The 25,031-nt window shown below is 43.5% G+C and carries 37 protein-coding genes; 1 reads left to right on the top strand and 36 read right to left on the bottom strand.

The window, feature by feature from the left end; genetic code table 11:
• Positions 1-70: 70 nt before the first annotated feature.
• The 36 genes from H8704_RS06510 to H8704_RS06685 form a co-directional block, all read right to left on the bottom strand.
• A complete protein-coding gene (locus H8704_RS06510; RefSeq protein WP_022465675.1) occupies positions 71-613 on the bottom strand; it encodes a bL17 family ribosomal protein in 543 nt (180 codons plus the stop codon).
• A gap of 11 nt (positions 614-624) precedes the next feature.
• Complete coding sequence (locus H8704_RS06515) at positions 625-1,587, bottom strand: DNA-directed RNA polymerase subunit alpha (protein ID WP_022465676.1); 963 nt, start codon at positions 1,585-1,587, stop codon at positions 625-627.
• 45 nt (positions 1,588-1,632) lie between these two features.
• Positions 1,633-2,226: a 30S ribosomal protein S4 gene (rpsD, locus tag H8704_RS06520; protein WP_022465677.1), complete on the bottom strand. Its 594-nt coding sequence runs from the start codon at positions 2,224-2,226 to the stop codon at positions 1,633-1,635.
• Positions 2,227-2,257: 31 nt separating this feature from the next.
• Positions 2,258-2,653: a 30S ribosomal protein S11 gene (gene rpsK, locus H8704_RS06525; RefSeq protein WP_022306313.1), complete on the bottom strand. Its 396-nt coding sequence runs from the start codon at positions 2,651-2,653 to the stop codon at positions 2,258-2,260.
• Positions 2,654-2,707: 54 nt separating this feature from the next.
• Complete coding sequence (gene rpsM / locus H8704_RS06530; RefSeq protein WP_022465678.1) at positions 2,708-3,076, bottom strand: 30S ribosomal protein S13; 369 nt, start codon at positions 3,074-3,076, stop codon at positions 2,708-2,710.
• A 413-nt stretch (positions 3,077-3,489) separates the two neighbouring features.
• Positions 3,490-3,603 carry a 50S ribosomal protein L36 gene (rpmJ, locus tag H8704_RS06535; RefSeq protein WP_118507368.1) on the bottom strand — a complete coding sequence of 38 codons (114 nt, stop codon included), beginning with the start codon at positions 3,601-3,603 and terminating at the stop codon, positions 3,490-3,492.
• A gap of 147 nt (positions 3,604-3,750) precedes the next feature.
• On the bottom strand, positions 3,751-3,969 hold the full coding sequence (gene infA, locus H8704_RS06540) for a translation initiation factor IF-1 (RefSeq protein WP_022013568.1): 219 nt from the start codon (positions 3,967-3,969) through the stop codon (positions 3,751-3,753).
• A gap of 13 nt (positions 3,970-3,982) precedes the next feature.
• Entirely contained in the window at positions 3,983-4,768 is a 786-nt protein-coding gene (gene map / locus H8704_RS06545) for a type I methionyl aminopeptidase (RefSeq protein WP_022465679.1), read from the bottom strand.
• A 79-nt stretch (positions 4,769-4,847) separates the two neighbouring features.
• Positions 4,848-5,492, bottom strand: a complete 645-nt coding sequence (locus H8704_RS06550; RefSeq protein WP_249297746.1) for an adenylate kinase — start codon at positions 5,490-5,492, stop codon at positions 4,848-4,850.
• Positions 5,493-5,634: 142 nt separating this feature from the next.
• The gene (locus H8704_RS06555; protein WP_022465681.1) at positions 5,635-6,597 is read right to left on the bottom strand and encodes a glycosyltransferase family 2 protein; all 963 of its coding nucleotides are present in this window, start codon (positions 6,595-6,597) and stop codon (positions 5,635-5,637) included.
• A gap of 271 nt (positions 6,598-6,868) precedes the next feature.
• Positions 6,869-8,206 (bottom strand): preprotein translocase subunit SecY, encoded by a 1,338-nt coding sequence (secY, locus tag H8704_RS06560; protein ID WP_249297747.1) that lies wholly within the window; start codon positions 8,204-8,206, stop codon positions 6,869-6,871.
• A gap of 2 nt (positions 8,207-8,208) precedes the next feature.
• Entirely contained in the window at positions 8,209-8,649 is a 441-nt protein-coding gene (rplO, locus tag H8704_RS06565; protein WP_022465683.1) for a 50S ribosomal protein L15, read from the bottom strand.
• A gap of 258 nt (positions 8,650-8,907) precedes the next feature.
• A complete protein-coding gene (gene rpmD, locus H8704_RS06570) occupies positions 8,908-9,090 on the bottom strand; it encodes a 50S ribosomal protein L30 (RefSeq protein ID WP_022306320.1) in 183 nt (60 codons plus the stop codon).
• A 13-nt stretch (positions 9,091-9,103) separates the two neighbouring features.
• Positions 9,104-9,616 (bottom strand): 30S ribosomal protein S5, encoded by a 513-nt coding sequence (gene rpsE / locus H8704_RS06575; protein WP_022465684.1) that lies wholly within the window; start codon positions 9,614-9,616, stop codon positions 9,104-9,106.
• A 17-nt stretch (positions 9,617-9,633) separates the two neighbouring features.
• Positions 9,634-10,002, bottom strand: coding sequence for a 50S ribosomal protein L18 (gene rplR / locus H8704_RS06580; protein ID WP_022306322.1), 369 nt, complete (start codon positions 10,000-10,002; stop codon positions 9,634-9,636).
• 20 nt (positions 10,003-10,022) lie between these two features.
• Complete coding sequence (rplF, locus tag H8704_RS06585; RefSeq protein ID WP_022465685.1) at positions 10,023-10,565, bottom strand: 50S ribosomal protein L6; 543 nt, start codon at positions 10,563-10,565, stop codon at positions 10,023-10,025.
• Between the two features lie 52 nt (positions 10,566-10,617).
• Entirely contained in the window at positions 10,618-11,019 is a 402-nt protein-coding gene (gene rpsH / locus H8704_RS06590; protein WP_022465686.1) for a 30S ribosomal protein S8, read from the bottom strand.
• Positions 11,020-11,033: 14 nt separating this feature from the next.
• Positions 11,034-11,219, bottom strand: a complete 186-nt coding sequence (locus H8704_RS06595; protein WP_022014871.1) for a type Z 30S ribosomal protein S14 — start codon at positions 11,217-11,219, stop codon at positions 11,034-11,036.
• Between the two features lie 12 nt (positions 11,220-11,231).
• Positions 11,232-11,771 (bottom strand): 50S ribosomal protein L5, encoded by a 540-nt coding sequence (gene rplE / locus H8704_RS06600; RefSeq protein ID WP_022465687.1) that lies wholly within the window; start codon positions 11,769-11,771, stop codon positions 11,232-11,234.
• Positions 11,772-11,795: 24 nt separating this feature from the next.
• Complete coding sequence (gene rplX / locus H8704_RS06605; protein WP_022306326.1) at positions 11,796-12,101, bottom strand: 50S ribosomal protein L24; 306 nt, start codon at positions 12,099-12,101, stop codon at positions 11,796-11,798.
• A gap of 14 nt (positions 12,102-12,115) precedes the next feature.
• Entirely contained in the window at positions 12,116-12,484 is a 369-nt protein-coding gene (gene rplN / locus H8704_RS06610) for a 50S ribosomal protein L14 (protein ID WP_022306327.1), read from the bottom strand.
• Positions 12,485-12,524: 40 nt separating this feature from the next.
• Entirely contained in the window at positions 12,525-12,782 is a 258-nt protein-coding gene (rpsQ, locus tag H8704_RS06615) for a 30S ribosomal protein S17 (RefSeq protein ID WP_178655120.1), read from the bottom strand.
• A 36-nt stretch (positions 12,783-12,818) separates the two neighbouring features.
• Positions 12,819-12,998 (bottom strand): 50S ribosomal protein L29, encoded by a 180-nt coding sequence (gene rpmC, locus H8704_RS06620; RefSeq protein ID WP_178655123.1) that lies wholly within the window; start codon positions 12,996-12,998, stop codon positions 12,819-12,821.
• 7 nt (positions 12,999-13,005) lie between these two features.
• On the bottom strand, positions 13,006-13,443 hold the full coding sequence (rplP, locus tag H8704_RS06625) for a 50S ribosomal protein L16 (protein ID WP_022306330.1): 438 nt from the start codon (positions 13,441-13,443) through the stop codon (positions 13,006-13,008).
• Positions 13,443-14,108, bottom strand: coding sequence for a 30S ribosomal protein S3 (rpsC, locus tag H8704_RS06630; protein ID WP_022465690.1), 666 nt, complete (start codon positions 14,106-14,108; stop codon positions 13,443-13,445). The genes rplP and rpsC overlap by 1 nt, the downstream gene beginning before the upstream one ends.
• A gap of 50 nt (positions 14,109-14,158) precedes the next feature.
• Positions 14,159-14,548 (bottom strand): 50S ribosomal protein L22, encoded by a 390-nt coding sequence (rplV, locus tag H8704_RS06635; protein WP_022306332.1) that lies wholly within the window; start codon positions 14,546-14,548, stop codon positions 14,159-14,161.
• A 55-nt stretch (positions 14,549-14,603) separates the two neighbouring features.
• Positions 14,604-14,879, bottom strand: a complete 276-nt coding sequence (gene rpsS / locus H8704_RS06640; RefSeq protein ID WP_022465691.1) for a 30S ribosomal protein S19 — start codon at positions 14,877-14,879, stop codon at positions 14,604-14,606.
• Positions 14,880-14,938: 59 nt separating this feature from the next.
• Positions 14,939-15,784, bottom strand: a complete 846-nt coding sequence (gene rplB, locus H8704_RS06645) for a 50S ribosomal protein L2 (protein ID WP_022465692.1) — start codon at positions 15,782-15,784, stop codon at positions 14,939-14,941.
• A 76-nt stretch (positions 15,785-15,860) separates the two neighbouring features.
• On the bottom strand, positions 15,861-16,160 hold the full coding sequence (rplW, locus tag H8704_RS06650; protein WP_022306335.1) for a 50S ribosomal protein L23: 300 nt from the start codon (positions 16,158-16,160) through the stop codon (positions 15,861-15,863).
• The gene (gene rplD, locus H8704_RS06655) at positions 16,160-16,783 is read right to left on the bottom strand and encodes a 50S ribosomal protein L4 (RefSeq protein ID WP_022465693.1); all 624 of its coding nucleotides are present in this window, start codon (positions 16,781-16,783) and stop codon (positions 16,160-16,162) included. The genes rplW and rplD overlap by 1 nt, the downstream gene beginning before the upstream one ends.
• 26 nt (positions 16,784-16,809) lie before the next feature.
• Entirely contained in the window at positions 16,810-17,493 is a 684-nt protein-coding gene (rplC, locus tag H8704_RS06660) for a 50S ribosomal protein L3 (protein WP_022465694.1), read from the bottom strand.
• Positions 17,494-17,650: 157 nt separating this feature from the next.
• Positions 17,651-17,965, bottom strand: coding sequence for a 30S ribosomal protein S10 (gene rpsJ / locus H8704_RS06665; protein ID WP_022306338.1), 315 nt, complete (start codon positions 17,963-17,965; stop codon positions 17,651-17,653).
• Positions 17,966-18,417: 452 nt separating this feature from the next.
• Positions 18,418-20,232 carry a methyl-accepting chemotaxis protein gene (locus tag H8704_RS06670; protein ID WP_249297748.1) on the bottom strand — a complete coding sequence of 605 codons (1,815 nt, stop codon included), beginning with the start codon at positions 20,230-20,232 and terminating at the stop codon, positions 18,418-18,420.
• 155 nt (positions 20,233-20,387) lie between these two features.
• On the bottom strand, positions 20,388-20,672 hold the full coding sequence (gene spoVG / locus H8704_RS06675; protein ID WP_022465696.1) for a septation regulator SpoVG: 285 nt from the start codon (positions 20,670-20,672) through the stop codon (positions 20,388-20,390).
• A 79-nt stretch (positions 20,673-20,751) separates the two neighbouring features.
• Entirely contained in the window at positions 20,752-21,873 is a 1,122-nt protein-coding gene (gene glgD, locus H8704_RS06680) for a glucose-1-phosphate adenylyltransferase subunit GlgD (RefSeq protein ID WP_022465697.1), read from the bottom strand.
• Positions 21,870-23,144 (bottom strand): glucose-1-phosphate adenylyltransferase, encoded by a 1,275-nt coding sequence (locus tag H8704_RS06685; protein ID WP_022465698.1) that lies wholly within the window; start codon positions 23,142-23,144, stop codon positions 21,870-21,872. Before H8704_RS06685 ends, glgD begins: the two co-directional genes overlap by 4 nt.
• A gap of 320 nt (positions 23,145-23,464) precedes the next feature.
• On the opposite strand from H8704_RS06685, the gene murC reads away from it, so the two are divergent.
• A complete protein-coding gene (gene murC / locus H8704_RS06690) occupies positions 23,465-24,844 on the top strand; it encodes a UDP-N-acetylmuramate--L-alanine ligase (RefSeq protein WP_249297749.1) in 1,380 nt (459 codons plus the stop codon).
• Positions 24,845-25,031 lie beyond the last annotated feature (187 nt).

Here is a 25,031-nt window from a genome sequence, read left to right on the forward strand (position 1 = left end):
TCTACAAAGACAACTTTTAAAACAAAAGGCGTGCACATATCATGCACGCCCTCTATTTTCAAAGATTCAATTATACCAGCTCGATGAGTACCTGCATAGCAGCATCTCCCTTACGCTGACCAATCTTCACGATACGAGTGTAACCACCATTGCCGTTACGCTCAGCATACTTTGGTCCCAGCTCATCCAGTACGATGTTGGAAACATCAACTGTCTTTGTGCCATTCTTACGACCCTGAGCATCTGCAGGAACCTCTGTGATCTTGTACAGAGTCTTCTGCATCTGACGTCTTGCGTGAAGTCTGGAAGGCTGATCCTTTTTGATCTCCTTCTCAACATTGTCATAAACAGTTACTTTCTTACCGTCTACAACCTCTTTTACTCTCTTACCATCTTTATCCTTACGTGCTACCTTAGCAGTAACAGTTACGGTATCGAAGTTGTTGCACTCCTTGATTCCCAGTGCAATGATTCCTTCTGCAATCTTGCGAATTTCCTTTGCCTTAGCCTCTGTAGTAATAATCTTTCCGTAGTAAAGCAGATCTGTTACCTGATTACGAAGCAACGCTTTTCTCTGGCTGGAAGTTCTTCCAAGTTTTCTATAGCCTGCCATTTGCTTACCTCCTAATTATCCTCTCCTAAATTCAGAGAAAGACCTAATTCATTTAACTTTGCTAAAACCTCGTCCAATGACTTACGTCCAAGGTTTCTTACTTTCATCATGTCCTCTGATGTACGGTTACACAGTTCCTCAACTGTATTGATACCTGCTCTCTTCAAGCAGTTGTATGAACGAACGGAAAGCTCCAGTTCGTCAATGTTCATCTCAAGAACTTTCTCCTTGTCATCTTCCTCAGATGGTGCAATGATCACTGCTTTCTTTGCATTCTCTGAAAGGTTGATGAATGAGTTCAAATGAACGCTGAGCACCTTTGCCGCCAGACTGACAGCATCGCTTGGCTCGATCGTTCCGTTTGTGAATATCTCAAGTGTCAGCTTATCATAATCTGTAATCTGACCAACACGAGTATTTTCAATCTGAATATTTACTCTCTCTACCGGAGTGAAGATAGAGTCAATGGCGATAACATTGATCGGCAGGTCATCTCTCTTGTTCTTGTCAGAGCTGACATAACCACGTCCATTGACAATCGTCATCTCAATGTAGAGCTTGCAGTCAGGACCACCGCTAAGTGTAGCGATTACCTGATCAGGGTTCAAGATCTCGATATCGGAATCCACCTGAATGTCTGCTGCTGTAACTACGCCTTCGCCGGAAGCCTCGATATATGCTGTCTTAACTTCATCGGAGTCGCTGTTGTTTTTGATTGCTAAACTCTTGATGTTCATGATGATCTCTGTAACATCTTCCTTTACTCCAGGAATGGAGCTGAACTCATGAACGACGCCATCAATCTTGATATGACTAACAGCTGTACCCGGCAATGATGAAAGCATAATTCTTCTGAGAGAATTACCCAAAGTCGTACCGTATCCTCTTTCCAGAGGTTCTACAACAAAACGTCCATATTTCTTATCTTCTGAAATCTCAACAATCTCAATATTTGGTTCTTTAAAATCAAGCACTCCAGGACCCTCCTTTTGGGTTTATGCTCACATGCTATCCGGTTATTACTTAGAATATAACTCGACGATAAGCACTTCATTTACAGGAACATCAATCTGCTCTCTTGTAGGAATTTCCTTAACCGTACCAGTCAGAGTCTCATGATCAGCCTCAAGCCAATCAGGGATCAGTCTGCCCTCGGTTGTCTCCAGAACATCTTTATATCTCTGGTATCCCTTAACCTTTTCCTTGATCTCGATCTTGTCGCCCGGCTTCACTGTGTAAGATGGAATGTTTACGCACTTTCCATTTACAAGTACATGCTTGTGACCAACGATCTGACGAGCTTCTTTTCTGGTACGTCCGTATCCCATACGGAATACTACGTTGTCCAGTCTCAGCTCAAGAAGAATCATAAGGTTCTCACCGGTTGTACCGTATTTTAACTTCTGTGCTTTTGCAAAATTGTTACGGAATGGTTTCTCAAGAACACCGTAGATGAATTTTGCTTTCTGCTTCTCTTTTAACTGTAATGCATACTCACTTGGCTTTCTGCCAGCGCGAACATTTCTCTTAGACTTCTTATCAAGTCCCATATATGCAGGCTCAATACCAAGAGCTCTACATCTCTTCAGTACAGGCGTCATATCTCTTGCCATTTCTATATCCTCCTAATCTGGTAATCATTGATTAAACACGACGACGCTTCGGTGGGCGGCATCCATTATGTGGTACAGGTGTTACGTCTCTGATGCTTGTTACATCGATACCGCATGCCTGCAGTGCACGAATTGCTGCCTCACGGCCTGAACCAGGTCCCTTAACCATAACGTCAACAGATGTCAAACCATGTGGCAGAGCTGCTTTTGCTGCTGTCTCAGCAGCCATCTGAGCTGCATATGGAGTTGACTTCTTGGATCCTCTGAATCCTAATCCGCCTGCGCTTGCCCAGGAAATAGCATTTCCTTCTGAATCTGTAAGCGTAACGATTGTATTATTAAAGGAAGACTGAATGTGTGCCTGTCCATGTCCGACATTCTTCTTGACACGCTTCTTTGTTGCCTTCTTTGTTGCTACTTTAGCCATTATCAAACCCTCCTAGTTAGATTTTGGTAGAGTGTCTAACTGTTCCTACCTAAATTACTTTTTCTTATTAGCGACAGTACGCTTAGGACCCTTACGAGTTCTGGCATTTGTCTTTGTCTTCTGTCCACGAACCGGCAGACCTTTTCTATGACGAATACCTCTGTAACATCCGATTTCCTGTAATCTCTTGATGTTCATAGCGATCTCTCTACGAAGATCACCCTCTACTGTCTGTGTCTCATCGATGACATCACGGATACGGGATACTTCCTCGTCCGTAAGATCCTTGACACGAGTGTCAGGATTGACATTAGCTGCTGCCAAAATACGCTTAGAGCTTGCAAGTCCGATACCGTAAATATAGGTAAGACCGATCTCTACACGTTTCTCTCTTGGTAAATCTACACCACTAATACGAGCCATGTGTACTTTACACCTCCGTTAATTTTTAAGTTTTACTATAGTTTCGTGGCAGGTAAAACTGCCGGTCACACAGGAATGACTCCCGTGCTTTCAGTGATTTCGATGAGGGAATAGATGGTTCCTTCATCTTCAGCCGCTTTAAATTGTAATCCCACTGCATAGACATTTTTCTCTATGACAGCACTATTGCTGCCCCTCGGGATCGCCTGCGAATTGACGATCGATCTATGCCGCAGTCATCATCTGCCGTGGCAGGACCATCCAACAATGAAAATGACACATCGTACGGATGAGACGGGTAATCACTCCGTCTACAATGTCATAGTACGAAATAACGTACTATAATTACAGAAAGCAAGTTCTATCTTAACAACAGAAAAGCCAAAGTATCTGCTTTGGTTTCTGTTCTCTCATTAGCCCTGTCTCTGTTTGTGTCTAGGATTCTCACAGATTACTCTGATACGACCCTTTCTCTTGATGACCTTACATTTTTCGCAAATCGGTTTTACTGAAGATCTAACTTTCACAGCAATAACCTCCTTTCAGAAAAGTCCATTAACCACTATATCACAATTTTTGTGTCAATGCAAGTACAAGTTTTATTTTTTGTAAAAAACGGGGATATCTCCACCTTCTCGGTAAAGATATCCCCGTTTATGAACTGGTTTAAAGAATTATTTATCTCTCCAGGTAATACGTCCCTTGGTCAGATCGTATGGAGACATTTCCATTGTCACCTTATCTCCCGGCAGGATACGGATAAAGTTCTTACGAAGCTTTCCGCTGATATGTGCCAGCACCTGATGACCATTCTCCAGCTCTACCTTAAACATTGCGTTTGGCAGCTTCTCCACTACGATACCTTCAATTTCAATTACATCTTCCTTTGACATATTTCCTCCATTCTTACGCCTTGATCGTTTCATAATTGTGATCCCATTCCGGATAGGACAAGAGCTCCGGCTCTCCCTCGGTGATCAGGATCGTATTTTCATAATGTGCGGAATTCAGAGAATCCTGTGTAACCACTGTCCAGTCGTCCTCCAGCACCCATACCTCCCAGGTGCCCATATTGATCATTGGCTCGATCGCCAATGTCATACCCGGACGAAGCTTCATGCCTCTGCCAATTGGCTTGTAGTTTGGAATCTGTGGATCCTCGTGAAGATTTTCTCCCACACCATGACCAACCAGATCACGAACAACTCCATATCCGTTTGCCTCGGCATAATCCTGAACTGCCTTGGAAATTTCAAACAGGTGATTGCCTGCTTTTGCAAACTTGATGCCCTCAAAAAAGCTCTGACGGGTCACATCAATGAGACGCTGATTCTCCTCGGATATCTGGCCAACACCATGGGTTCTGGCCGCATCGGAATGATACCCTTTGTAGATAACACCTGCATCAAGACTGACAATATCGCCCTCTTTCAGAATTCTCTTTTTACTCGGAATCCCGTGAACGACCTCGTCATTAACGGATACACAGATGGATGCCGGATATCCCTGATAATTCAGGAAGGACGGGATGCAGTCATAGCTGCGGATCACTTCCTCACCTTTCCGGTTAATGTCCATCGTAGAGATCCCCGGACGAATGATCTTTTCCATCTCCTGATGAACAATGGATAAAATCCTTCCGGCCTCTCTCATAAGCTCGATCTCGTGTTCTGATTTAATTGTAACTGACATAGTATGCCTTCTTTCCTCATCTATTATAATGAATTTTTAGTCGTCGCGCCGACACGGCTGGAAATCCGCCGGTGTGATCTTATTTCTGATCCAGGATTGCACAGATATCCTGGAAGCCCTGCTCTAATCCTGTGGTTCCATCGATGACACGAAGAATGCCTTCATTCTTATAATAATCGATCAATGGAGCTGTCTGCTTGTGATAAACTTCCAGTCTCTTCTTTACAGTCTCCGGCTCATCATCCTTACGGATCACAAGCTCTTTTCCACATTTATCACAAATTCCCTCTTTCTTTGGAGGAATATTTACAATATGATAGGTTGCACCACATGAGCAAACTCTTCTGCCACTCATTCTGTCGATAATGACCTGATCGTCAAGATTGATCTCGATCGCATAATCAACCTTCTCGCCGGCAGCTGCCAGAGCCTTTGTTAAAGCCTCTGCCTGTGGAATTGTTCTTGGGAATCCATCCAGTACATAACCGTTCTTGGCATCGTCCTGATGAATTCTGTCAACAACGAGATCACAGGTAAGCTCATCCGGAACAAGCTCGCCGGCATCCATATAACCCTTTGCTTTCTTTCCAAGCTCTGTACCGTTTTTGATATTCTCACGGAAAATATCACCGGTAGAAATATGAGGAATGCCATACTTCTCTGAAATTTTGCCAGCGTGTGTTCCTTTTCCGGCACCAGGTGCCCCCAACATAATAATCTTCATGAATATATTCTCCTTTCACTTGCATCATACCCTTTACGTCTAAAAAAAGACGTCTATAGAATATGATACCCCAAGGTGGTTTATTTTTCAACCGTTTTTTACGGCATTCTACGGTAATCCTGTATCGGATGCCGGGAAATGATCATCGTTCCTTTTCCTCCCAGGTACGATCACTGATAATATACCGCGGTCTGTGCTTCACTTCCATATAGATCTTGCCAATATATTCGCCCAGCACCCCCAGACAGATCAGCTGCACTCCACCGATAAAACAGATAATACTGATGGTACTTGCCCAGCCCACAACGCTATGCTTCATATAAAACATAATGAAGGTCCATATGATCGCCAGAAAGCTCAGCAGGGAGATAAAGGTTCCGATCCCGGTGATAATACGGATCGGTTTAATACTCAGGCTCGTAATGCCATCAAAGGCGAGTCCCAGCATTTTGCCCAGAGGGTAATGGCTTTCTCCCGCAATTCTCTCGTGACGTTCATAATATACGCTGGTGCTTTTAAATCCAACAAGCGGAAACATTCCCCGAAGATAAAGGTTTACTTCCTTAAAATCTGAAAACTCCTGCAGCACCCGCGAAGAAACCAGACGATAATCTGCATGATTATATACCACCTCAGCACCCATGGCATTGAGCAGCTTATAAAAGCCCTGTGCCGTAAATCGTTTGAAAAAGCTATCCGTATCCCGTTTGCTGCGGACTCCGTAAACGATCTCGCATCCATCCAGATAAGCATCCACCATATTATTCATAGCGTTGATATCATCCTGTCCGTCACAGTCAATGGAAATCGTAATGTCGGCTTTGTCCTTCGCCTCCATCAAACCTGCCAGCACCGCATTCTGATGACCCCGGTTACGGCTCTGGGATATTCCGATAAAGTGTTCGTCCTTCTGCGCCAGCTCTGTGATGATCTCCCATGTGCGGTCCCTACTGCCATCATTAACAAAAAGAACACGGCTTTCATTGGAAATCTTCCCCAGATCTGCCAGCTCATTGATCTTTGCCAGAAATTCTCCACTGGTGATCGGCAGCACCTCTTCCTCGTTATAGCACGGTATTACAATATATAAAATTGGTTTCTCCATTCTGTACCTCTTTTCCCTATTAAAACAGATCTTATCTCAACAATCCGTTATTTCTATTGTTGCAAACCTTTTCTATTATACCCAAAATTATCCACTGATACAATATGCGCCGTCTCACATTTGTGCAAAACAAGAAAGATCTCCGATACCCGTGCAGTGGCTGTGCATAGATATCGGAGATCCTGATTACCTTTTATTAAATGCTTTGGCAAAAGTCTAAAAACACTTTACTTTGCCCTTGCATGCATCATTACAAAACCTTCGGCAGAAATTACTCGCTGATAAAGCCTCTGTAATGGCGAACAAGCATCTGTGACTCGATCTGCTTCAGTGTCTCAATAACAACACCTACGATAATGATCATAGATGTACCACCGAAGGATACGTCTGCACCAAATGCACCGGATACAAAGATCGGAACAAAGGATGCGAAAGACAGACCTGCTGCACCAATAAAGATGATGCTGTTCAATACATTGGTCAGATAATCCATCGTCGGCTTACCCGGACGGATACCCGGAATAAATCCCCCTTGCTTCTTCATATTCATAGCAATCTCCTGCGGATTGAAGGTGATTGATGTGTAGAAGTATGCAAAGAAGATGATCAATACAATATAAATGACAAGACCTAAGGTATACTTAAACTCGCCCCAGCTCTCTAAATTACACCACGCATTCTGATTCAATACCTTCAGGCACTTCTGGAAAAATGTTGCGCCTGCACCGGATGCCGGCTGCACACCTGCAAAGTTCGCAATAACGATCGGCATAGAGAACAGGGAACCTGCAAAGATTACAGGGATAACGCCTGCGGTGTTTACCTTCAGCGGAATATGAGAAGACTGACCACCAACAAGCTTACGTCCTCTGGTTTTCTGGGAATACTGCACGCTGATTCTTCTCTCACCATCGGAAAGATAGATGATGAATACAACCATGCCTACCAGTACGCCAATGATAATAACAGCAGCAAGCAGACTGTTTACTGTTGTTGTTGCGTTCTTTACAAACTTATTGAACAATGTACTCATATCCTCAGGCATACGGGATACGATGTTGTATAACAGGATAATGGAGATACCATTTCCTACACCGTGTTCTGTAATCTGCTCACCAAGCCACATCAAAAGAGCAGAGCCTGCTGTCATGGATACGATACAAACTGTGATGGATGAAAATGTAGCACCACCGGTCAACAGGTCCTGACTTGCAAAGCCGATTGCCATAGCAGCACTCTCCATCAGTGAAAGTGCGATTGTTACATATCTCGTATACTCAGAGATTTTCTTTCTTCCCTCTTCGCCGTCCTTGTGCAGCTCCTCAAGACGAGGAATTGCGATGGTGAGCAGCTGTAAGATAATGGAAGATGTGATATACGGTGTAATGTTCAATGCGAAAATAGACATTTTCTCAAAGGAACCACCGGTCAACTGATTAAAGAAATCCAGGGAGTTCTGATCTGCAAACCACTGTGAAATATAGTCAGCATCTACGCCCGGGATTGGAAGCTGGCATCCGATACGCACTACAACGAGAATGAAGAGTGTGTAAAGGATCTTTTTTCTCAAATCCTTAATCTTAAATGCATTGCGGACTGTTTCGAACATCCTTAGATCACCTCAGCTTTTCCACCAAGAGCTTCGATCTTCTCAGCAGCACTCTTACTGAATGCATTTACCTGAACTGTAAGCTTCTTAGTTAATTCTCCATTTCCGAGTATCTTAACTCCGTCCTTAGGATTACTGATAACACCTGCCTCAAGTAAAGAATTTACAGTAACGACTGCGCCATCTTCAAACTTGTTAAGCTTATCTACATTGATTGCAACGATTTCCTTAGAATTGATGTTTGTGAAACCTCTCTTAGGAATACGTCTGTACAGTGGCATCTGACCACCCTCAAAACCTGGACGTGGTGCACCTGAACGAGCCTTCTGACCCTTATGTCCCTTACCTGCTGTCTTGCCGTTTCCGGATCCATGTCCACGACCTCTTCTGAAATTGTTGCTCTGCTTTGAGCCATCTGCTGGTCTGAGTGTTGATAAATTCATTATAATTACCTCCTGATTATAAATACTAACGGGCTGTGCGCATCCCCGGTCATTTTGCGGATTGACCGATTCAGACGCAGGGTATGACCAATACCCCTTAAATGAGAACGGTGATCTCATTTACCCTCGCAATTGTTACATGTGTCTGTAAAATGACACATCATATAATATAGCACAATCTCTCCGAAAAGAAAAGACCTAATCAAAAAAAATGCCCCATGATTATGAGACATTTCTTTCGTTTGACATATATCCTGTTTAGATCTCTTCTACCTTTACAAGATGCTTTACATGCCAGATCATTCCTCTGACAGCATCATTGTCAGGAAGCTCAACAGACTTATTGAGTTTCTTTAAGCCAAGAGCCTCTACTGTTGCACGATGCTTTGGAATGGCACCGATCGTAGATTTCACTAATGTAACCTTTAACTTTCCTGCCATTTTGATCCTCCTTTTAGCCTAACAGCTCTTCTACAGAAATACCACGAGCCTTTGCAACTTCCTCAGGAGTCTTAAGATTCTTAAGTCCCTCGATTGCTGCAAGTACAACGTTCTGCTTGTTGTTTGAACCAAGAGACTTTGTACGAATGTTCTTGTATCCTGCAAGCTCAAGTACGGCACGCGCCGGACCACCGGCGATGATTCCAGTACCTTCTGGAGCCTTCTTAATCAATACAGATGCGCTACCGAACTTACCATTGAAGTCGTGTGGCACACTTCCGTTCTCATCGATAGGAACTTCAACAAGGTTCTTCTCTGCAGCTTCTTTTCCTTTACGGATAGCCTCAGGAATCTCTGTGGCCTTACCCAGACCAGCACCTACATGTCCGTTCTTATCGCCAACTACTACTAATGCAGTAAATCTCATATTACGTCCACCCTTAACTACCTTGGTTACACGCTTAATCGTTACTACATTATCTTCCAGCTCACCTAACTGGCTTGGGTCAATAATTGTACGTTTCATGAGTTCTCCTCCTAATCTTAGAAATTCAAGCCTGCTTCTCTGGCTGCCTCAGCCAAAGCTTTTACCTTGCCCTGATATACAAAACCGCCACGGTCAAATACTACTGTGTTAATTCCTTTATCTAAAGCTTTCTTGGCGATGATCTCACCAAGCTTTGCTGCTGCATCTACGTTATTTGTCTTCTCAAGACCGTCCTTCACATCTTTCTGAAGGGTAGAAGCGAAAACCAGAGTATTTCCTACGGTATCATCAATAACCTGTGCGTACATATGATTATTGCTTCTAAATACAGCTAAACGTGGTCTCTCGGCTGTGCCTGAAAGACGATTACGAACCTTCATGTGTTTCTTCACACGAACATCACTTCTTGACTGCTTTTTAATCATCGTATTTTCACTCCTTTATATTATTTTTTACCGGTCTTACCAACCTTACGTCTGATTACTTCATCAGCATACTTAATACCCTTACCCTTATAAGGCTCCGGAGCTCTCTTTTCTCTGATTTCAGCAGCGTATTGGCCAACCTTTTCCTTGTCGATTCCCTTAACAACCAGTGTGTTAGCGTCCTCAACTACAACTTCGATTCCTTCAGGATCTTCCATCTCTACCGGATGAGAATATCCCAGGGACAGCGTAAGAAGCTTTCCCTTCTTTACAGCTCTGTAACCAACACCGTTAACTTCGAGCTTCTTCTCATATCCCTCTGTTACACCAACAACCATGTTGTTGATCAGAGTTCTTGTAAGACCATGAAGAGATTTCATCTTCTTAAGATCGTTTGGACGGTTAACGATGATCTCGTCTCCCTCTTTCTTGATCTCCATCTCTGCAGGAAGCACTCTCTCAAGTGTTCCCTTTGGTCCCTTTACAGTCACTTTATTATTTTCTGCAATATCAACTGTTACACCAGCCGGTACCGCGATAGGCATTTTTCCGATTCGTGACATGCCGTGCACCTCCATATTCTTGGTTTAATGGGTGGCTGACTATCTGGTATGACTACCAGATAAATGCCAGTACTTCACCGCCAACGTTTTCTTTTCTAGCTTCCTTGTCTGTCATTACACCCTTGTTGGTAGAAATGATAGCAATTCCAAGTCCTCCAAGAACCTTTGGAAGCTCATCTTTGCCAGCATAAACTCTAAGACCCGGCTTAGAAATTCTCTTGAGACCGGTAATAATCTTGTCGTTCTTGTCTGCGCCATATTTTAATGTGATATGAATTGTCTTGATTCCGTCAACTTCATTCACGTCAAACTTCTTGATATAACCCTCTTTGAGAAGGATCTCTGCGATAGAGATCTTCATCTTTGAGCTTGGTACATCTACTGTATCATGCTTTGCAGTGTTCGCATTACGGATTCTTGTAAGCATATCTGCAATTGGATCGCTCGTCATCATCTTGTTTTACCTCCTTACCAGCTTGCTTTCTTCACGCCTGGGATCTGTCCCTTGTATGCTAATTCACGGAAGCAAATTCTGCAGATTCCGTATTTTCTTAAATAAGCATGTGGGCGACCACAAATTCTGCAACGACTATATTCTCTTGTAGAGAACTTTGCCTTACGCTGCTGCTTAACTTTCATAGAAGTCTTAGCCATGAGATTCCCTCCTTACTTCTTGAATGGCATACCGAACTGTGCCAATAATTCACGAGCTTCTTCATCAGTCTCAGCGGTAGTTACAACGATAATGTCCATACCTCTGACCTTGTCAACCTTATCATACTCGATCTCAGGGAAGATCAGCTGCTCCTTAATACCGAGAGCGTAGTTTCCTCTACCATCGAATGCATTCGGGTTAACACCTCTAAAGTCACGAACTCGTGGCAGTGCGAGGTTTACAAGACGATCCAGGAACTCATACATTTTCTCACCACGGAGTGTTACCTTACATCCGATTGGCATTCCCTCACGAATCTTGAAGTTTGCGACAGAATTCTTTGCCTTTGTTGTAACGGCCTTCTGACCTGTGATCTTTTCCAAATCAGCAATTGCAGAATCCAAAATCTTGGAGTTCTCTTTTGCTTCGCCGACACCCATATTTACTACGATCTTCTCGAGCTTAGGTACCTGCATTATATTCTGATAACCAAATTTCTTGGTCATTGCATCAACGATTTCGTTGTTATACATTTCTTTTAAACGAGCCACGTTAGATTGCCTCCTTTCCAGTTATTAGTCGATTACTTCACCTGTTGCTTTTGCGTAGCGGACCTTCTTGCCATCCTCTACCTTAAAGCCAACACGGGAAACCTTTCCCTTGCTCACATACATTACGTTTGAAATATCCAGAGGAGCTGACTTCTGAACGATGCCGCCCTGAGGATTTGCCTGATTTGGTTTTGTATGCTTTGTTACCTGGTTGATTCCCTCGATAATAACCTTGCCATCCTTAACGGATGTTACTTTGCCCTCACGGCCTTTATCTTTACCGGCGATTACTTTTACGGTATCGCCTTTTTTAATCTTACTTGTTGCCATTGTCGATACCCTCCTTATAATACTTCCGGTGCTAATGAAACAATTTTCATGAACTGCTTATCTCTCAACTCTCTTGCGACTGGTCCAAAGATACGTGTACCTCTTGGTGTCTTGTCGTCACGGATGATAACGGCTGCATTCTCATCAAACTTGATGTAAGATCCATCAGGACGACGAGTGCTGTTTACTGTACGAACTACAACAGCCTTAACGACATCACCCTTCTTTACAACACCGCCTGGTGTTGCATCTTTTACAGAAGCAACGATGACGTCACCGATACTTGCATATCTTCTGGTTGAACCACCCATAACTCTGATACAAAGAAGCTCTTTAGCACCTGTATTATCAGCTACTTTCAGTCTTGATTCCTGCTGTATCATAATTACCTCCATATTCTGCCGTCTAATACCCGGCTCACAATTATTTTGCTTTCTCGATAACCTCTACCAGTCTCCATCTCTTGTCCTTAGACAAAGGTCTGGTCTCCATTACTCTTACTCTGTCACCGATCTTGCATGTATTCTCCTCATCATGAGCTTTCAGCTTACGAGTTCTCTTGATGATCTTGTTATAAAGTGGATGCTTAACGTTATCAACTACTGCAACAACGATTGTCTTATCCATCTTATCACTTACTACTTTACCTACACGAGTCTTTCTAAGATTTCTCTCCACGATCGTGTCCTCCTTTCCATAGGGCTTCTATCAAATGAATTAGTTCTGGGATGCGAGCACTGTCTGAATTCTTGCGATATTCTTCTTGACTTCCTTAATACGGCTCGTATTGTCCAGCTGATTTGTTGCATTCTGGAACTTCAGATTGAAAAGTTCTTTCTTCGCAGCAACTAAATCTTCATTTAATTCTGTAACGGACTTACTCCTCAACTCTTCCATAAACTGCTTACTCTTCACTGCCCGCACCTCCTTCTAAGTCTGCACGAGATACGACCTTACATTTAACAGGCAACTTGTGAGTTGCAAGACGTAAAGCCTCTCTTGCTACCTCTTCTGATACACCTGAAATCTCGAACATTACACGACCAGGTTTTACAACAGCTACCCAGTACTCCAGCGCACCTTTACCTTTACCCATTCGAGTCTCGGCAGGAGTCTTTGTTACTGGCTTGTCAGGGAAAATCTTGATCCAAACTTTACCACCACGCTTAATATAACGTGTCATCGCAATACGGGCTGCCTCAATCTGGTTGGATTTGATCCATGCCGGCTCTAAAGCCACGATACCAAAATCACCATTTGTGATCTTGTTTCCTCTGAGCGCTTTTCCTGTCATTCTACCGCGGAACTGCTTGCGATGTTTTACTCTCTTTGGCATTAACATTATTTATCGCTCCCTTCCTTTTTGTTATTCTTGGTTGGAAGAACTTCACCATGGTAAACCCATACCTTAACACCAACCTTACCATAAGTTGTGTCAGCCTCAGCGAAGCCATAATCAATATCTGCACGAAGTGTCTGAAGAGGAATTGTTCCCTCGCTGTAGAACTCTGTACGAGCCATATCAGCACCGCCCAGACGTCCGGAGCAAGATGCCTTCACACCCTTTGCGCCTGTCTTCATCGTTCTGCCCATTGCAGACTTCATTGCACGACGGAAGGAGATACGATTCTCAAGCTGCTGCGCAATATTCTCTGCTACTAACTGCGCATGGCTGTCCGGATTCTTGATGTCCATGATCTTGATATCCAATGCAACCTTGCGATCTAAAACCTTTAATAACTCTTTCTTCAGGTTCTCAATCTCAGCACCGCCCTTACCGATTACGAATCCAGGCTTTGCTGTGTGAATGATAACTCTTACTTTATCTGTCGGTCTCTCAATCTCAATCTTTGAAATACCAGCGCTGTATAATTTCTTCTTTACAAATTCTCTGATCTTGTAGTCCTCTACAAGATAGTCTGCAAATTTGTCCTCTGCAAACCAATTGGAATCCCAGTCACTGATAACACCGACTCTTAAACCATGAGGATTAACCTTCTGTCCCATTTTAATCTCCTTTCACAGATCAAAAATTCTGATCTGAAGCAAACTTATGATTAGCGCTCGTTGAGAACGATCGTGATGTGGCTCATTCTCTTCTCAATACGGTATGCTCTACCCTGCGCTCTTGGTTTGATTCTCTTCATTGTCGGTCCTTTATTTGCATAACACTCTTCAATGTACAAATTCTCAGGATTCATACCATTGTTGTTCTCAGCATTTGCAACTGCAGACTGTAATAACTTTAAGATAATGCTGGACGCATATCTTGGATTATATGTCAAAATACCGATTGCTGTCTCTACATCTTTGCCTCTGATGGCATCTAACACATAACAAGCCTTCTGAACTGAAACTCTTGCATAAGATAACTTAGCTGAAGGTCTGGTGTCTTTCTGGTTCTCATTTCTCTCTCTCTTAATCTGAGATCTATGCCCCTTAGCCATTTGTGAAGCCTCCTTTCGATTCTCTGTTGATTTATCTCTCCGCTGTCATCAATGACTAACGGCCCTTCTTCTCGTCCTTACCGTGACCTCTGTAGGTTCTGGTAGCTACGAACTCGCCGAGCTTGTGTCCTACCATATCCTCAGTTACATATACAGGTACATGCTTTCTACCGTCATGTACAGCAAATGTTAAACCTACGAATGATGGGAAAATAGTGGAACGACGAGACCATGTTTTGATCACTGCCTTATCACCGGATGCGACTGCAGCGTCTACCTTCTTTAAAAGGCTTGCATCAGCGAAAGGTCCTTTTTTTAATGAACGTGCCATTGTATCCTCCATTCTGCCTTAACGGCTAATCCAATCTTCAAATAGACTGCTCCGGCTGATTATTTAGCCAAAGCCTTTCCGTCTCTTCTTCTTACGATCAGTTTATTTGACTTATTGTTCTTCTTACGTGTCTTTAAGCCAAGTGCAGGCTTGCCCCAAGGAGTACATGGACCCGGACGGCCGATACCTGTCTTACCTTCACCACCACCGTGTGGATGGTCGTTAGGGTTCATAACGGAACCACGAACAGTAGGTCTGATACCCATATGACGCTTACGTCCTGCCTTACCGATATTTACAAGTGCATGCTCACCGTTTCCTACTACACCGATTGTTGCACGGCATACGATAGGAACCATTCTCATCTCACCAGAAGGAAGACGAAGTGTTGCATACTTACCTTCCTTAGCCATCAGCTGTGCGCTGTTACCAGCGGAACGAACAAGCTGACCACCTTTTCCAGGATAAAGCTCAATGTTGTGAACCTGAGAACCTACTGGAATGTTCTGAAGTGGAAGTGCGTTTCCTACTGCGATCTCTGCCTCAGGACCGTTCATGATCTTCTGACCAACCTTCAGTCCCTCCGGAGCGAGGATATATGCTTTCTGACCATCTGCATAGCTGATCAGTGCGATATTTGCTGTTCTGTTTGGATCGTACTCAATTGTCTTAACAGTAGCTGGAATACCATCCTTATTTCTCTTGAAATCGATAATTCTGTATTTTCTTCTTGATCCGCCACCACGATGTCTTACAGTGATCTTACCCTGTGAGTTACGTCCGGCGTTCTTCTTTAAAGACACAGTCAATGACTTCTCAGGAGTTGTAGCTGTGATCTCAGCACGATCCATTGTTGTCATATGTCTTCTGGAAGGTGTATATGGGTTAAATGTTTTAATTCCCATGACATTTTCTCCTTTCAAATACTTATATTTGATCCGCCCGATAGGTTTTCCAGGCGATTTAGGTCTTACTCAGATCTTACAGTCCTTCAAAAATCTCGATATCCTTGCTGTCCTCTGTAAGCTGTACAATCGCTTTCTTATACTTAGCTGTCTTTCCCTGAGTTCTTCCACGGCGACGAGTCTTACCGTCACAGTTCATTGTGTTTACCTTTGAAACCTTTGTACCGTCGAAAAGCTTCTCAACAGCTTCCTTAACCTGGCTCTTTGTAGCATCAGGATGAACAGCGAATGTGTACTTTTTCTCTTCCATAGATGCCATAGACTTCTCAGTCACGATTGGCTTCTGGATAACATCATAATATTTCAAATCTGCCATTATGCGTACACCTCCTCAATCTTTGCTACAGCACTCTTTGTGATGATGATCGTATCATACTTCAGAATGTCGTATACGTTGATTGCGTTAGAGTAAACTGTTCTGACACCGGCGATGTTTCTTGCAGAAACCTCTACGTTGTCATTATCCTCACCGTCAAGAACAACGAGTGCTTTGTTTACCTTTAATGCATCAAGAACACCTACCATTTTCTTTGTCTTGATCTCATCAAACTTTAAAGAATCCATTACGAAGAATTTCTCCTCGTTTACCTTTGTTGTCAGTGCAGACTTAATTGCACCGGCTTTCTCTTTCTTATTCATCTTGAATGAATAATCTCTCGGTGTTGGAGCAAATACAACTCCACCGCCTGTCCACTGTGGAGATCTTGTGGAACCCTGTCTTGCATGACCTGTTCCCTTCTGTCTCCATGGCTTTCTTCCGCCACCGCTTACCTCAGAACGTGTCTTAGCTTTCTGGGTACCCTGACGTTTATTTGCAAGCTGTAATACAACAGCCATATGCATCAAATGCTCATTTACATCAACAGCGAATACGCTATCGTTAAGATCAAGCTTTCCAACTTCGCTGCCTTCCATATTATAAACAGATACGTTAGCCATCTGTGTGTTCCTCCTTTCCAAAAGAATTATTTAGCAGTTTTAACGCTTTCCTTGATGGTCACAACAGATTTCTTTGGTCCAGGAACAGCTCCCTTAACCAGGATCAGATTCTGCTCTGCGTCTACGCGAACGATTTCAAGGTTCTGGATCGTTCTCTTTACGCCACCCATCTGACCAGGCATCTTCTTACCCTTGAATACACGGCTAGGATCAGAACAAGCACCATTGGAACCTGCGTGTCTGTGGAACTTAGAACCATGACCCATAGGTCCTCTGTGAAGACCATGTCTCTTGATCGCACCCTGGAAACCTTTTCCCTTTGTAGTGCCGCTTGCGTCGATCTTGTCTCCGGCTTCAAAAATGTCAGCCTTGATCTCCTGACCAAGTGTGTACTCCTCAGCGTTCTCAAACTTAAACTCTTTCAGATATCTTTTTCCGGATACTCCAGCCTTTGCGAAGTGTCCCTGAAGAGGCTTGTTTACGCCATGACTTCTCTTTACTTCCTTCTTACCTGTAGAATCCTTGCTGATAACCTTATCCTTCTTATCAACATATCCTACCTGTACTGCACTGTACCCATCATTTTCAACTGTCTTTACCTGTGTTACGAAGCAAGGACCTGCCTGAAGTACAGTTACCGGAGTTAATACTCCGTTCTCGTTGAAGATCTGTGTCATACCGACCTTCGTTGCTAAAATAGCTTTCTTCATAATGTTGCACCTCCTGTTAATCTACAGCGGAATACGATTGGCGCACGCAGTTTTTACTGCCGGTTGGAATCGTATTCATCCTAGACGGTCTATAATGTGCAAGTTTGATTCAAAAAACTTCGTTTATATAAACCCTAAGGACTTTCTCTTTAAAATCTTACTTTTCCTTCATCTTGAGCTGTACAGCTACACCGGAAGGAATCTCCATCTTTGTTAATGCTTCGATGGTCTTCTGTGTTGGAGCGATAACATCAATCAGTCTCTTGTGAGTTCTCTGCTCAAACTGCTCTCTGGAATCTTTGTACTTGTGAACCGCACGAAGAATTGTAACTACTTCCTTCTTTGTAGGAAGAGGTACCGGACCGCTTACATTAGCGCCAGTCTTCTTTGCTGTCTCAATAATCTTCCCAGCAGCATGATCAATCTGATTGTGGTCATACGCCTTCAGTGTAATTCTCATTACGTTAGCCATAAAAAAAGCCGCCTCCTTTTCGCACTTTTGCGAGCAAACTGATCTGATTGGCATCGAATCATGCTCGTTGTAATAGCGCAACAAGTGGTGACTGTACACTTATCCGGGTGTGTCCTGTTGAATCACATCGGGTAACGCAGGACATCCCTTCTGTCTCTATCTGCTTTCGCAGAATGTTAAATTGGTACAGTGACTTGTCGCCAGTTTCCTAACTTGACATTCGCTCCACGGAAAACCTGTCATTCGTTACCAGATGACAGCAACCTCACGCTTCACAGCTATCAATGTCACAGCATTTGCTATTGTAGCAAGATTTTACAGGCTTTTCAAGGACTTTTTTTATTTTTTTTGTATTTTTTACTTTTTCTACGTTTTGCACAAAAAATGCCGTCACCGGAAACTTTTGTTGTGAAAATGCACAACTTCGTTTCAGATGACAGCATCCCTGTTCTTTATAATCGGTCAAACTTTCCGGCTTCACCGGTCAGCTTTTCTGCAATCTCTTTGTTTTCCTGCATCTGGCTTGCAATCTCTCCCATACCCTGTACCAGTTCTGTAGTATTAGTTGCCGCAGAGCTTACGCCCTTGGCACTTTCGTCCACCGCAGCACTGATCCCCTGGATGGCTCTTGTGATATTGTCCACCAGGATCTGCACCTCGTCTGCCATCTGATGAAAACGAGTAACAATCTCATCTACATGAACAGCATCTTTTTTGTACTGGGCACCGGAATCCACAAACCCATCATAATCTGTAGAGATATCTTCCATTACATAGGAAGCAATTGTTCTGGACTGCTCTGTCAATTCCTCTACAGCACCTACAACAACCTGATTGATATTCTGGATATTATTGGCTGCTTTCCGGCTCTCTGCTGCAAGATTACTGATCTCATCCGCAACAACAGCAAAGCCTTTTCCGGCCTCCCCTGCTCTCGCCGCCTCGATCGCAGCATTCAGTGCCAGCAGATTGGTCTGGCTGGATATGCTCAGAATTTCATCGGTCAGCTCATTGACAGTCGCAACACTCTTACTCCCTTCAATTGCCTCCTCCAGCTTTTTGATAATGCCATTTACCACAACGCTGGTGTTTTTCTTGGTTTCCACCGCAGTGGATTCCAGCTTCTCCGCACGCTCCCGCATATTTCCGGCGTAATCCAGCAGTTCCTTGGAAGCATCTGCCAGCTCAACGATATTTCCATTGACTTCTGTAGCATTATCACTGATATTGGACACAGTCGAAGAAATCTCCTGCATAGACGCTGACAACTGTTCCATCAAAGCAGAAATGTCTGCAGAACTGTCATTGGCTGTAGTCACATGCTCCGACACATTGCCTACGATCTCCTCCAGACTATTTGCACTGGTGGTAATCTCCTTCATAATACTCTGCAGAGTTTCCAGGAACACATTGATCCCTGTAGCAATCTTACCCATCTCATCCCTGCTGTCCACAGATATTCTCTCAGTCAGATCACCATGTCCTGACTGTACATCATCAATGACCTTGGACAGCTTACTGTCAATCCTCCCAAGAGGAAGACTGATGCTTCGGTGGCTGATCGTAACACCCAGCACATCCACAAAAACGCCACTGATCAAAATGATTACAACCATAAATATAGAAGAGTTATATTTGATCTTCTGCTTTGAAATGGCTGACTCCATTCCCTCCTTGTTGCTCTTAACCATATCACTGATCTCGTCAGAGATGGTCTTGCCCAATGTGCTCAGAGTACCATTGGCCAGATTTTCCGCTTCCTCATTACGATTCTTCTCGCTCAGACGGATTGCCTGCTCAAAGTTTGTAAGGTATTCCTCGTAGTCACTTTCAAACTGCTGGAACTGTTCCTTCTCTTTCTCACTCTGCATCATCTCTTCATACTCAATATTAGCACCCTGTATATCGCTGCGCAGGGAGCTTGCCTCCGTCGCCAATTCTTCTGTGGAAGCTTTTTCCTCTGCCAGACAATGAGCATAAACTACCCGGTGAAGAGACTGGAAATTCTCGGCAATCTCTCCCAGCTTACTGATATTCTGCGCATATCGTTCTGAGATCATCTGGCTGGCACGAAGCATCCCCTTCAGCTGACCAATGCAGAGAATACTGCACAGGAAAAGCATGACCCCAAGCATAGTAATGGGCAGCATAACTTTCCACTTCACAGAATTCTTATCTATTTTAACAGATCCTTTTTTCGGTACCGAAAGCTTCAGCTTCGGCATTTTCATTTTCGGTAAGTTTGGTTTTAATTTTTTCATTTTCATTTCGGTATCCTCCACTTTTCTTTTGTCGAAAACGGAGACAGGCACTCCCGTCTCCGTTCCATGGTGTATATTGTGAATTCACCTTCCCCGTATTATAACGGCATACGCCGTTTTCGATCTGCCTCCCTGCCCCCTGAAAACCAGGAAGCCTTCCGTCAGACCTCCGTGCTGTCAGTCTCGTCTTCCTCCAGCACAGTTTCATACTTCTCCAAAATTATATTTTGGATCATCTCCCTGGTCTCCGAATTGATCGGATGGGCTATGTCACGATATTCTCCATCTCCTGCGCGTCTGCTCGGCATTGCAATAAAAAGTCCCTTCTCTCCTTCAATCACCTTAATATCGTGAACAACAAACTCTCCATCAAGGGTAATCGAAACGATTGCTTTCATTTTACCTTCTTTTGCAATTTTGCGGATACGCACATCTGTTATCTGCATGTTGGAAACCTCCTTTGATTCCAGACAATATTGTTATCAAATAAGAAGAAACTCTCCTGTATTCATTCTGCGCCCGACATCAAAGTGCATAACGCTCGTTTTTCTCGATCACAATACGAATCTGTCCATTTTCGCCAATATACTCTGTATTTGCACGGATTGTATCTCTGCTTTCTACGATACAATTCTCAATGTGTGTATTGTCGCCAATATAAACATCATTCAAAATGATCGAATTCTTAATGACACAATTATTTCCAACGTATACTTCTTTGAACAAAATAGAATCCTCTACCTGTCCATTGATGATACATCCACTGGATACAAGACTGTTTCTCACATCAGAACCTGCATTATATTTTGCAGGCGGAAGATCCTGCACCTTAGAATATACATCCGGATACTGCTTAAAGAAGTAATCGCGGATCTCCGGTTTCAGAAAATCCATATTGGTGCGGAAGTAAGATTCCACAGAGGAAATATTACTCCAATATGTATCCAGCTTGTATGCATAAATCTTTTTGATGTCCTTGTAACGGATCAGGATATCCTTAACGAAATCATATCTTTCCTCCTGATCAGCCTTCTCGATCAGCTCGATCAGCAGACGGCGGCGTACAATATAAATACCCGCAGATACCTGCTGTCCCTTTGCCTGGATCGGCTTCTCCTCAAAGCTTGTGATACGCCCGTCCATATCGGTAGAAATAACGCCGAAACGACTCGGATCATCCTTCTCATTCATATCTGTTGTTACTACGGTAAAATCCGCTTTCTTGGCAATGTGATACTCAAGGACCTTATTGTAGTCCATCTTGTACACGCCATCTCCGGATGCGATAACAACATACGGCTCGTGGCTGCTCTTCAGAAATCCGATATTCTGTGCGATTGCATCTGCAGTACCCCGGTACCAGTAACTGTTGTCCGGTGTCGTGGTAGGAGTGAATACATATAAGCCCCCCTGTTTTCTACCAAAATCCCACCATTTTGAAGAATTCAAATGCTCATTCAGCGACTTTGCATTATATTGTGTAAATACAGCCACCTTCTGGATATGCGAATTCGTCATGTTACTCAATGTAAAGTCAATGCTTCGGAAGCTGCCGGCTATTGGCATAGCTGCAATTGCTCTCTTGTTGGAAAGCTCTTTCATCCGGCTGCTATTACCACCAGCTAATACAATACCTATCGCTCTCATTCTCTGTCACCTACCTTAATCAATGTCTCACCGCCGTCCAAAAGACCATTCGGATAATCTGCCGGCTCTGTGATGCCGGAAATTGCTGTGTTCTTTCCAATCTTAACGCCGTCCGGAATCACAGAATCCTCTCCGATGGTTACCAGACCAAACGCATAAACACTCGGTTTTACTTTGTTTTCCTTCTCTTCACCGATACCCAGCTCGCAGTTCTTACCAACAGTAACTCCCTCTGCAATGATAGACTTGTCAACCGTTGTCCCGGCACCGATCGTCGTAGAGCTCATAATGATGGAATCCCTCACTACCGCTCCTTTTTCGATCGTAACACCACAGCCGATCACAGAATTATGTACCTCGCCGTAAATCTCACATCCTTCGCCAATAATCGCCTTATCCACAACGGCATCCTTTGCGATATACTGCGGAGGAATACGATCACTCTTGGTATAGATCTTCCAGAACTCCTCATAAAGGTTGAATACAGGAATCAGATCGATCAGTTCCATGTTGGACTCCCAATAAGAACCAAGGGTTCCTACATCCTTCCAGTATCCATTGTACTCATATGCAAAAATACGCTTGCCCTGCTCGTGGCAGTACGGAATAATATGTTTACCAAAGTCACATGCCGGCTGATCCTTCAGCTTCAGCAACGCCTCGCGAAGTACAGGCCATGAGAAAATGTAAATACCCATAGACGCAAGATTGCTGCGTGGATGCTCCGGTTTCTCCTCAAACTCCTGGATCTTTTTATGCTCATCCGTAATAACCACACCAAAACGGCTTGCCTCTTCCAGCGGAACAGGAATTGTCGCTAACGTAACATCTGCATTGTTGGCTTTATGGAAGTCGAGCATAACCTCGTAATCCATCTTGTAAATATGATCTCCACCCAAAATAAGTACATAATCAGGATTATACTGCTCCATATATCGCAAGTTCTGATATATTGCATTGGCAGTTCCTGTGTACCACTCACTGCTGGTACTTTTCTCATACGGCGGCAGGATGGAAACACCGCCGACATTTCTGTCCAGATCCCACGGAATACCAATTCCAATGTGAGTGTTCAGACGCAACGGCTGATACTGAGTCAGAACTCCAACTGTATCTACCCCCGAATTAATACAGTTACTTAATGGAAAATCAATTATACGATACTTACCACCAAATGAAACTGCAGGCTTTGCAACATCTGCTGTGAGTACTCCAAGACGAGAGCCCTGACCACCTGCCAGTAACATTGCAATCATTTCTTTCTTTATCACGATATCACCCCTTGTTGTTCAGAATAATTGTATTATAACACACTTTTCATAAATTGGGAATAAATTTGACAAATAATTTGAAAATATTTTCTATTTTTTAGATATTTTGACTAATTTTTACCGGATTATTACATTTCACCTCCTTTTTCAAGCAAAAAAATGCACAACGTCTCCGGGCATTTTCATAGAATACAGAACAAACCTTTTTTCGCTTTCCCCCACAGAAATATCCAATAAAGGAATTGTAATTTTCCCCTTATTCGTTATAATAATGTAAGAACATTACATATTATATATAGAAGAAAGGCGTGGTTTTTATTATGTATCAGATTGACTTTAACCATCCGGCAAATGTATATTTCATCGGAATCGGCGGTATCAGCATGAGCGGATTTGCCCAGCTTCTGCACGATTACGGTTTTCAGGTACATGGCTCCGATGCCCACGAAAGCAAGATCACTGACCACCTGGAGTCACTTGGTATCCATATAATATATGGCCAGTCCAAAGAAAATATTACCGGGGATATCGACTTTGTTGTATATACGGCAGCCATCCATCCGGACAATCCCGAATTTAAAGCAGCAAAAGAACTGGGACTTCCAATGATGGAACGTGCCGAAATGGTAGGACAGGTAATGAAAAATTACCAGAATGCCATTGCAATTTCCGGTACACATGGCAAGACAACGACTACCTCCATGGTATCCCATATCTTTCTGGAAGCGCAGAAGGACCCAACCATCTCCGTTGGCGGCATCCTGAAAGCGATTGACGGAAATATCCGCGTAGGTCATTCCCAGGATTTTATTACTGAGGCCTGCGAATACACCAACAGTTTCCTGAAGTTCCACCCAACAGCCGGGATTATCCTGAATATTGATGCGGATCATCTGGATTTCTTCAAAGATATCAACGATATCCGTCATTCCTTCCGTCGTTTTGCCGAGCTTATCCCGGAGCATGGGGTTCTTATTGTAAATGGCGAGATTCCGGATCTGGCCGAGATCACAGAAGGTCTTGCCTGTCAGGTGATCACATTTGGTCTCACAAGTGACTGTGATTATTTTGCCGATAATATTTCCTTTGATGAGCACGGTTATGGACACTTTGACCTGATCCGCAACGGAATCAGAGAGACTCCCATCGACCTTCATGTCATCGGCCGTCACAATGTAGCCAATGCACTGTCTGCCATTGCACTGGCACAGTATTATCATATAGATATGGATTCCATCAGACAGGGGCTTCTTGCCTTTGAAGGAACAGAGCGTCGTTTTGAGTTGAAGGGTTCTTTCAACGGGGTAACTGTGGTGGACGATTATGCACATCATCCGACAGAGATCACAGCGACGCTGACTGCGGCAGAGAAATTTCCTCACAAGCATCTGTGGTGTGTATTCCAGCCACATACTTATTCCCGTACCCGCGCCCTTTTAAAAGAGTTTGCACAGGCTCTGTCCCAGGCAGAGAATATTGTTCTGGCTGATATCTATGCCGCCAGAGAGGATGATCCGGGAGATATTTCTTCCCGCACCCTGCAGGAAGAGATCAAAAAACTCGGAAAGGATGCCTATTATTTTCCATCTTTTGAGGAGATCGAAAAATTTTTATCAGAAAAATGTATCAACGGTGACCTGTTGATAACTATGGGTGCCGGAAATGTTGTATCTATCGGAGAAGATCTGATCAAAAAATAAGTTATCCACATTATCCACAATTTTTTGTCAAAAACTGTCGACAAATATTGTGGATAATTTTTGTTTATAAAACCCAGGAATTCACAGGGATTTCATGAATTCCGTCCACATTATTCACATTATCCACAATTGAAAATCCACAGAAACCCACTGTTTATCGGTGTTTGCAAGTTTTTTTCTTTGTGTT

It is taken from the genome of Jutongia huaianensis (genome assembly GCF_014384985.1).
GTDB lineage: Bacteria > Bacillota > Clostridia > Lachnospirales > Lachnospiraceae > Jutongia > Jutongia huaianensis.

Coding starts and splice junctions, on each gene's coding strand:
- H8704_RS06510 (WP_022465675.1), bottom strand. CDS start 613: ATGGCAGGCTATAGAAAACTTGGAAGAACTTCCAGCCAGAGAAAAGCG.
- rpsD (WP_022465677.1), bottom strand. CDS start 2,226: ATGGCAAGAGATATGACGCCTGTACTGAAGAGATGTAGAGCTCTTGGT.
- rpsK (WP_022306313.1), bottom strand. CDS start 2,653: ATGGCTAAAGTAGCAACAAAGAAGGCAACAAAGAAGCGTGTCAAGAAG.
- rpsM (WP_022465678.1), bottom strand. CDS start 3,076: ATGGCTCGTATTAGTGGTGTAGATTTACCAAGAGAGAAACGTGTAGAG.
- infA (WP_022013568.1), bottom strand. CDS start 3,969: ATGTCAAAGGAAGATGTAATTGAAATTGAAGGTATCGTAGTGGAGAAG.
- map (WP_022465679.1), bottom strand. CDS start 4,768: ATGTCAGTTACAATTAAATCAGAACACGAGATCGAGCTTATGAGAGAG.
- H8704_RS06550 (WP_249297746.1), bottom strand. CDS start 5,492: ATGAAGATTATTATGTTGGGGGCACCTGGTGCCGGAAAAGGAACACAC.
- H8704_RS06555 (WP_022465681.1), bottom strand. CDS start 6,597: ATGGAGAAACCAATTTTATATATTGTAATACCGTGCTATAACGAGGAA.
- secY (WP_249297747.1), bottom strand. CDS start 8,206: ATGTTCGAAACAGTCCGCAATGCATTTAAGATTAAGGATTTGAGAAAA.
- rplO (WP_022465683.1), bottom strand. CDS start 8,649: ATGAATTTATCAACACTCAGACCAGCAGATGGCTCAAAGCAGAGCAAC.
- rpmD (WP_022306320.1), bottom strand. CDS start 9,090: ATGGCAGGAAAGTTAAAGGTTACATTAGTGAAATCTACGATCGGTGCC.
- rpsE (WP_022465684.1), bottom strand. CDS start 9,616: ATGAAACGTACAATTATTGACCCAAGCCAGTTAGGTGAGCTGGAAGAT.
- rplR (WP_022306322.1), bottom strand. CDS start 10,002: ATGATTAAAAAGCAGTCAAGAAGTGATGTTCGTGTGAAGAAACACATG.
- rplF (WP_022465685.1), bottom strand. CDS start 10,565: ATGTCACGAATCGGAAAAATGCCTATCGCGGTACCGGCTGGTGTAACA.
- rpsH (WP_022465686.1), bottom strand. CDS start 11,019: ATGATGACGAGCGATCCAATTGCAGATATGCTTACAAGAATCCGTAAT.
- H8704_RS06595 (WP_022014871.1), bottom strand. CDS start 11,219: ATGGCTAAGACTTCTATGAAAGTTAAGCAGCAGCGTAAGGCAAAGTTC.
- rplX (WP_022306326.1), bottom strand. CDS start 12,101: ATGGCAACAAGTAAGATTAAAAAAGGCGATACCGTAAAAGTAATCGCC.
- rplN (WP_022306327.1), bottom strand. CDS start 12,484: ATGATACAGCAGGAATCAAGACTGAAAGTAGCTGATAATACAGGTGCT.
- rpmC (WP_178655123.1), bottom strand. CDS start 12,998: ATGGAAGAGTTGAGGAGTAAGTCCGTTACAGAATTAAATGAAGATTTA.
- rplP (WP_022306330.1), bottom strand. CDS start 13,443: ATGTTAATGCCAAAGAGAGTAAAACATCGCAAGCAGTTCCGCGGTAGA.
- rpsC (WP_022465690.1), bottom strand. CDS start 14,108: ATGGGACAGAAGGTTAATCCTCATGGTTTAAGAGTCGGTGTTATCAGT.
- rplV (WP_022306332.1), bottom strand. CDS start 14,548: ATGGCTAAGGGGCATAGATCTCAGATTAAGAGAGAGAGAAATGAGAAC.
- rpsS (WP_022465691.1), bottom strand. CDS start 14,879: ATGGCACGTTCATTAAAAAAAGGACCTTTCGCTGATGCAAGCCTTTTA.
- rplB (WP_022465692.1), bottom strand. CDS start 15,784: ATGGGAATTAAAACATTTAACCCATATACACCTTCCAGAAGACATATG.
- rplW (WP_022306335.1), bottom strand. CDS start 16,160: ATGGCAGATTTGAAATATTATGATGTTATCCAGAAGCCAATCGTGACT.
- rplD (WP_022465693.1), bottom strand. CDS start 16,783: ATGGCTAACGTATCTGTTTATAATATGGAAGGCAGCGAAGTTGGAAAG.
- rplC (WP_022465694.1), bottom strand. CDS start 17,493: ATGAAGAAAGCTATTTTAGCAACGAAGGTCGGTATGACACAGATCTTC.
- rpsJ (WP_022306338.1), bottom strand. CDS start 17,965: ATGGCTAACGTAATGAGAATTACACTGAAGGCGTATGACCACAATCAG.
- H8704_RS06670 (WP_249297748.1), bottom strand. CDS start 20,232: ATGAAAATGAAAAAATTAAAACCAAACTTACCGAAAATGAAAATGCCG.
- spoVG (WP_022465696.1), bottom strand. CDS start 20,672: ATGCAGATAACAGATGTGCGTATCCGCAAAATTGCAAAAGAAGGTAAA.
- glgD (WP_022465697.1), bottom strand. CDS start 21,873: ATGAGAGCGATAGGTATTGTATTAGCTGGTGGTAATAGCAGCCGGATG.
- murC (WP_249297749.1), top strand. CDS start 23,465: ATGTATCAGATTGACTTTAACCATCCGGCAAATGTATATTTCATCGGA.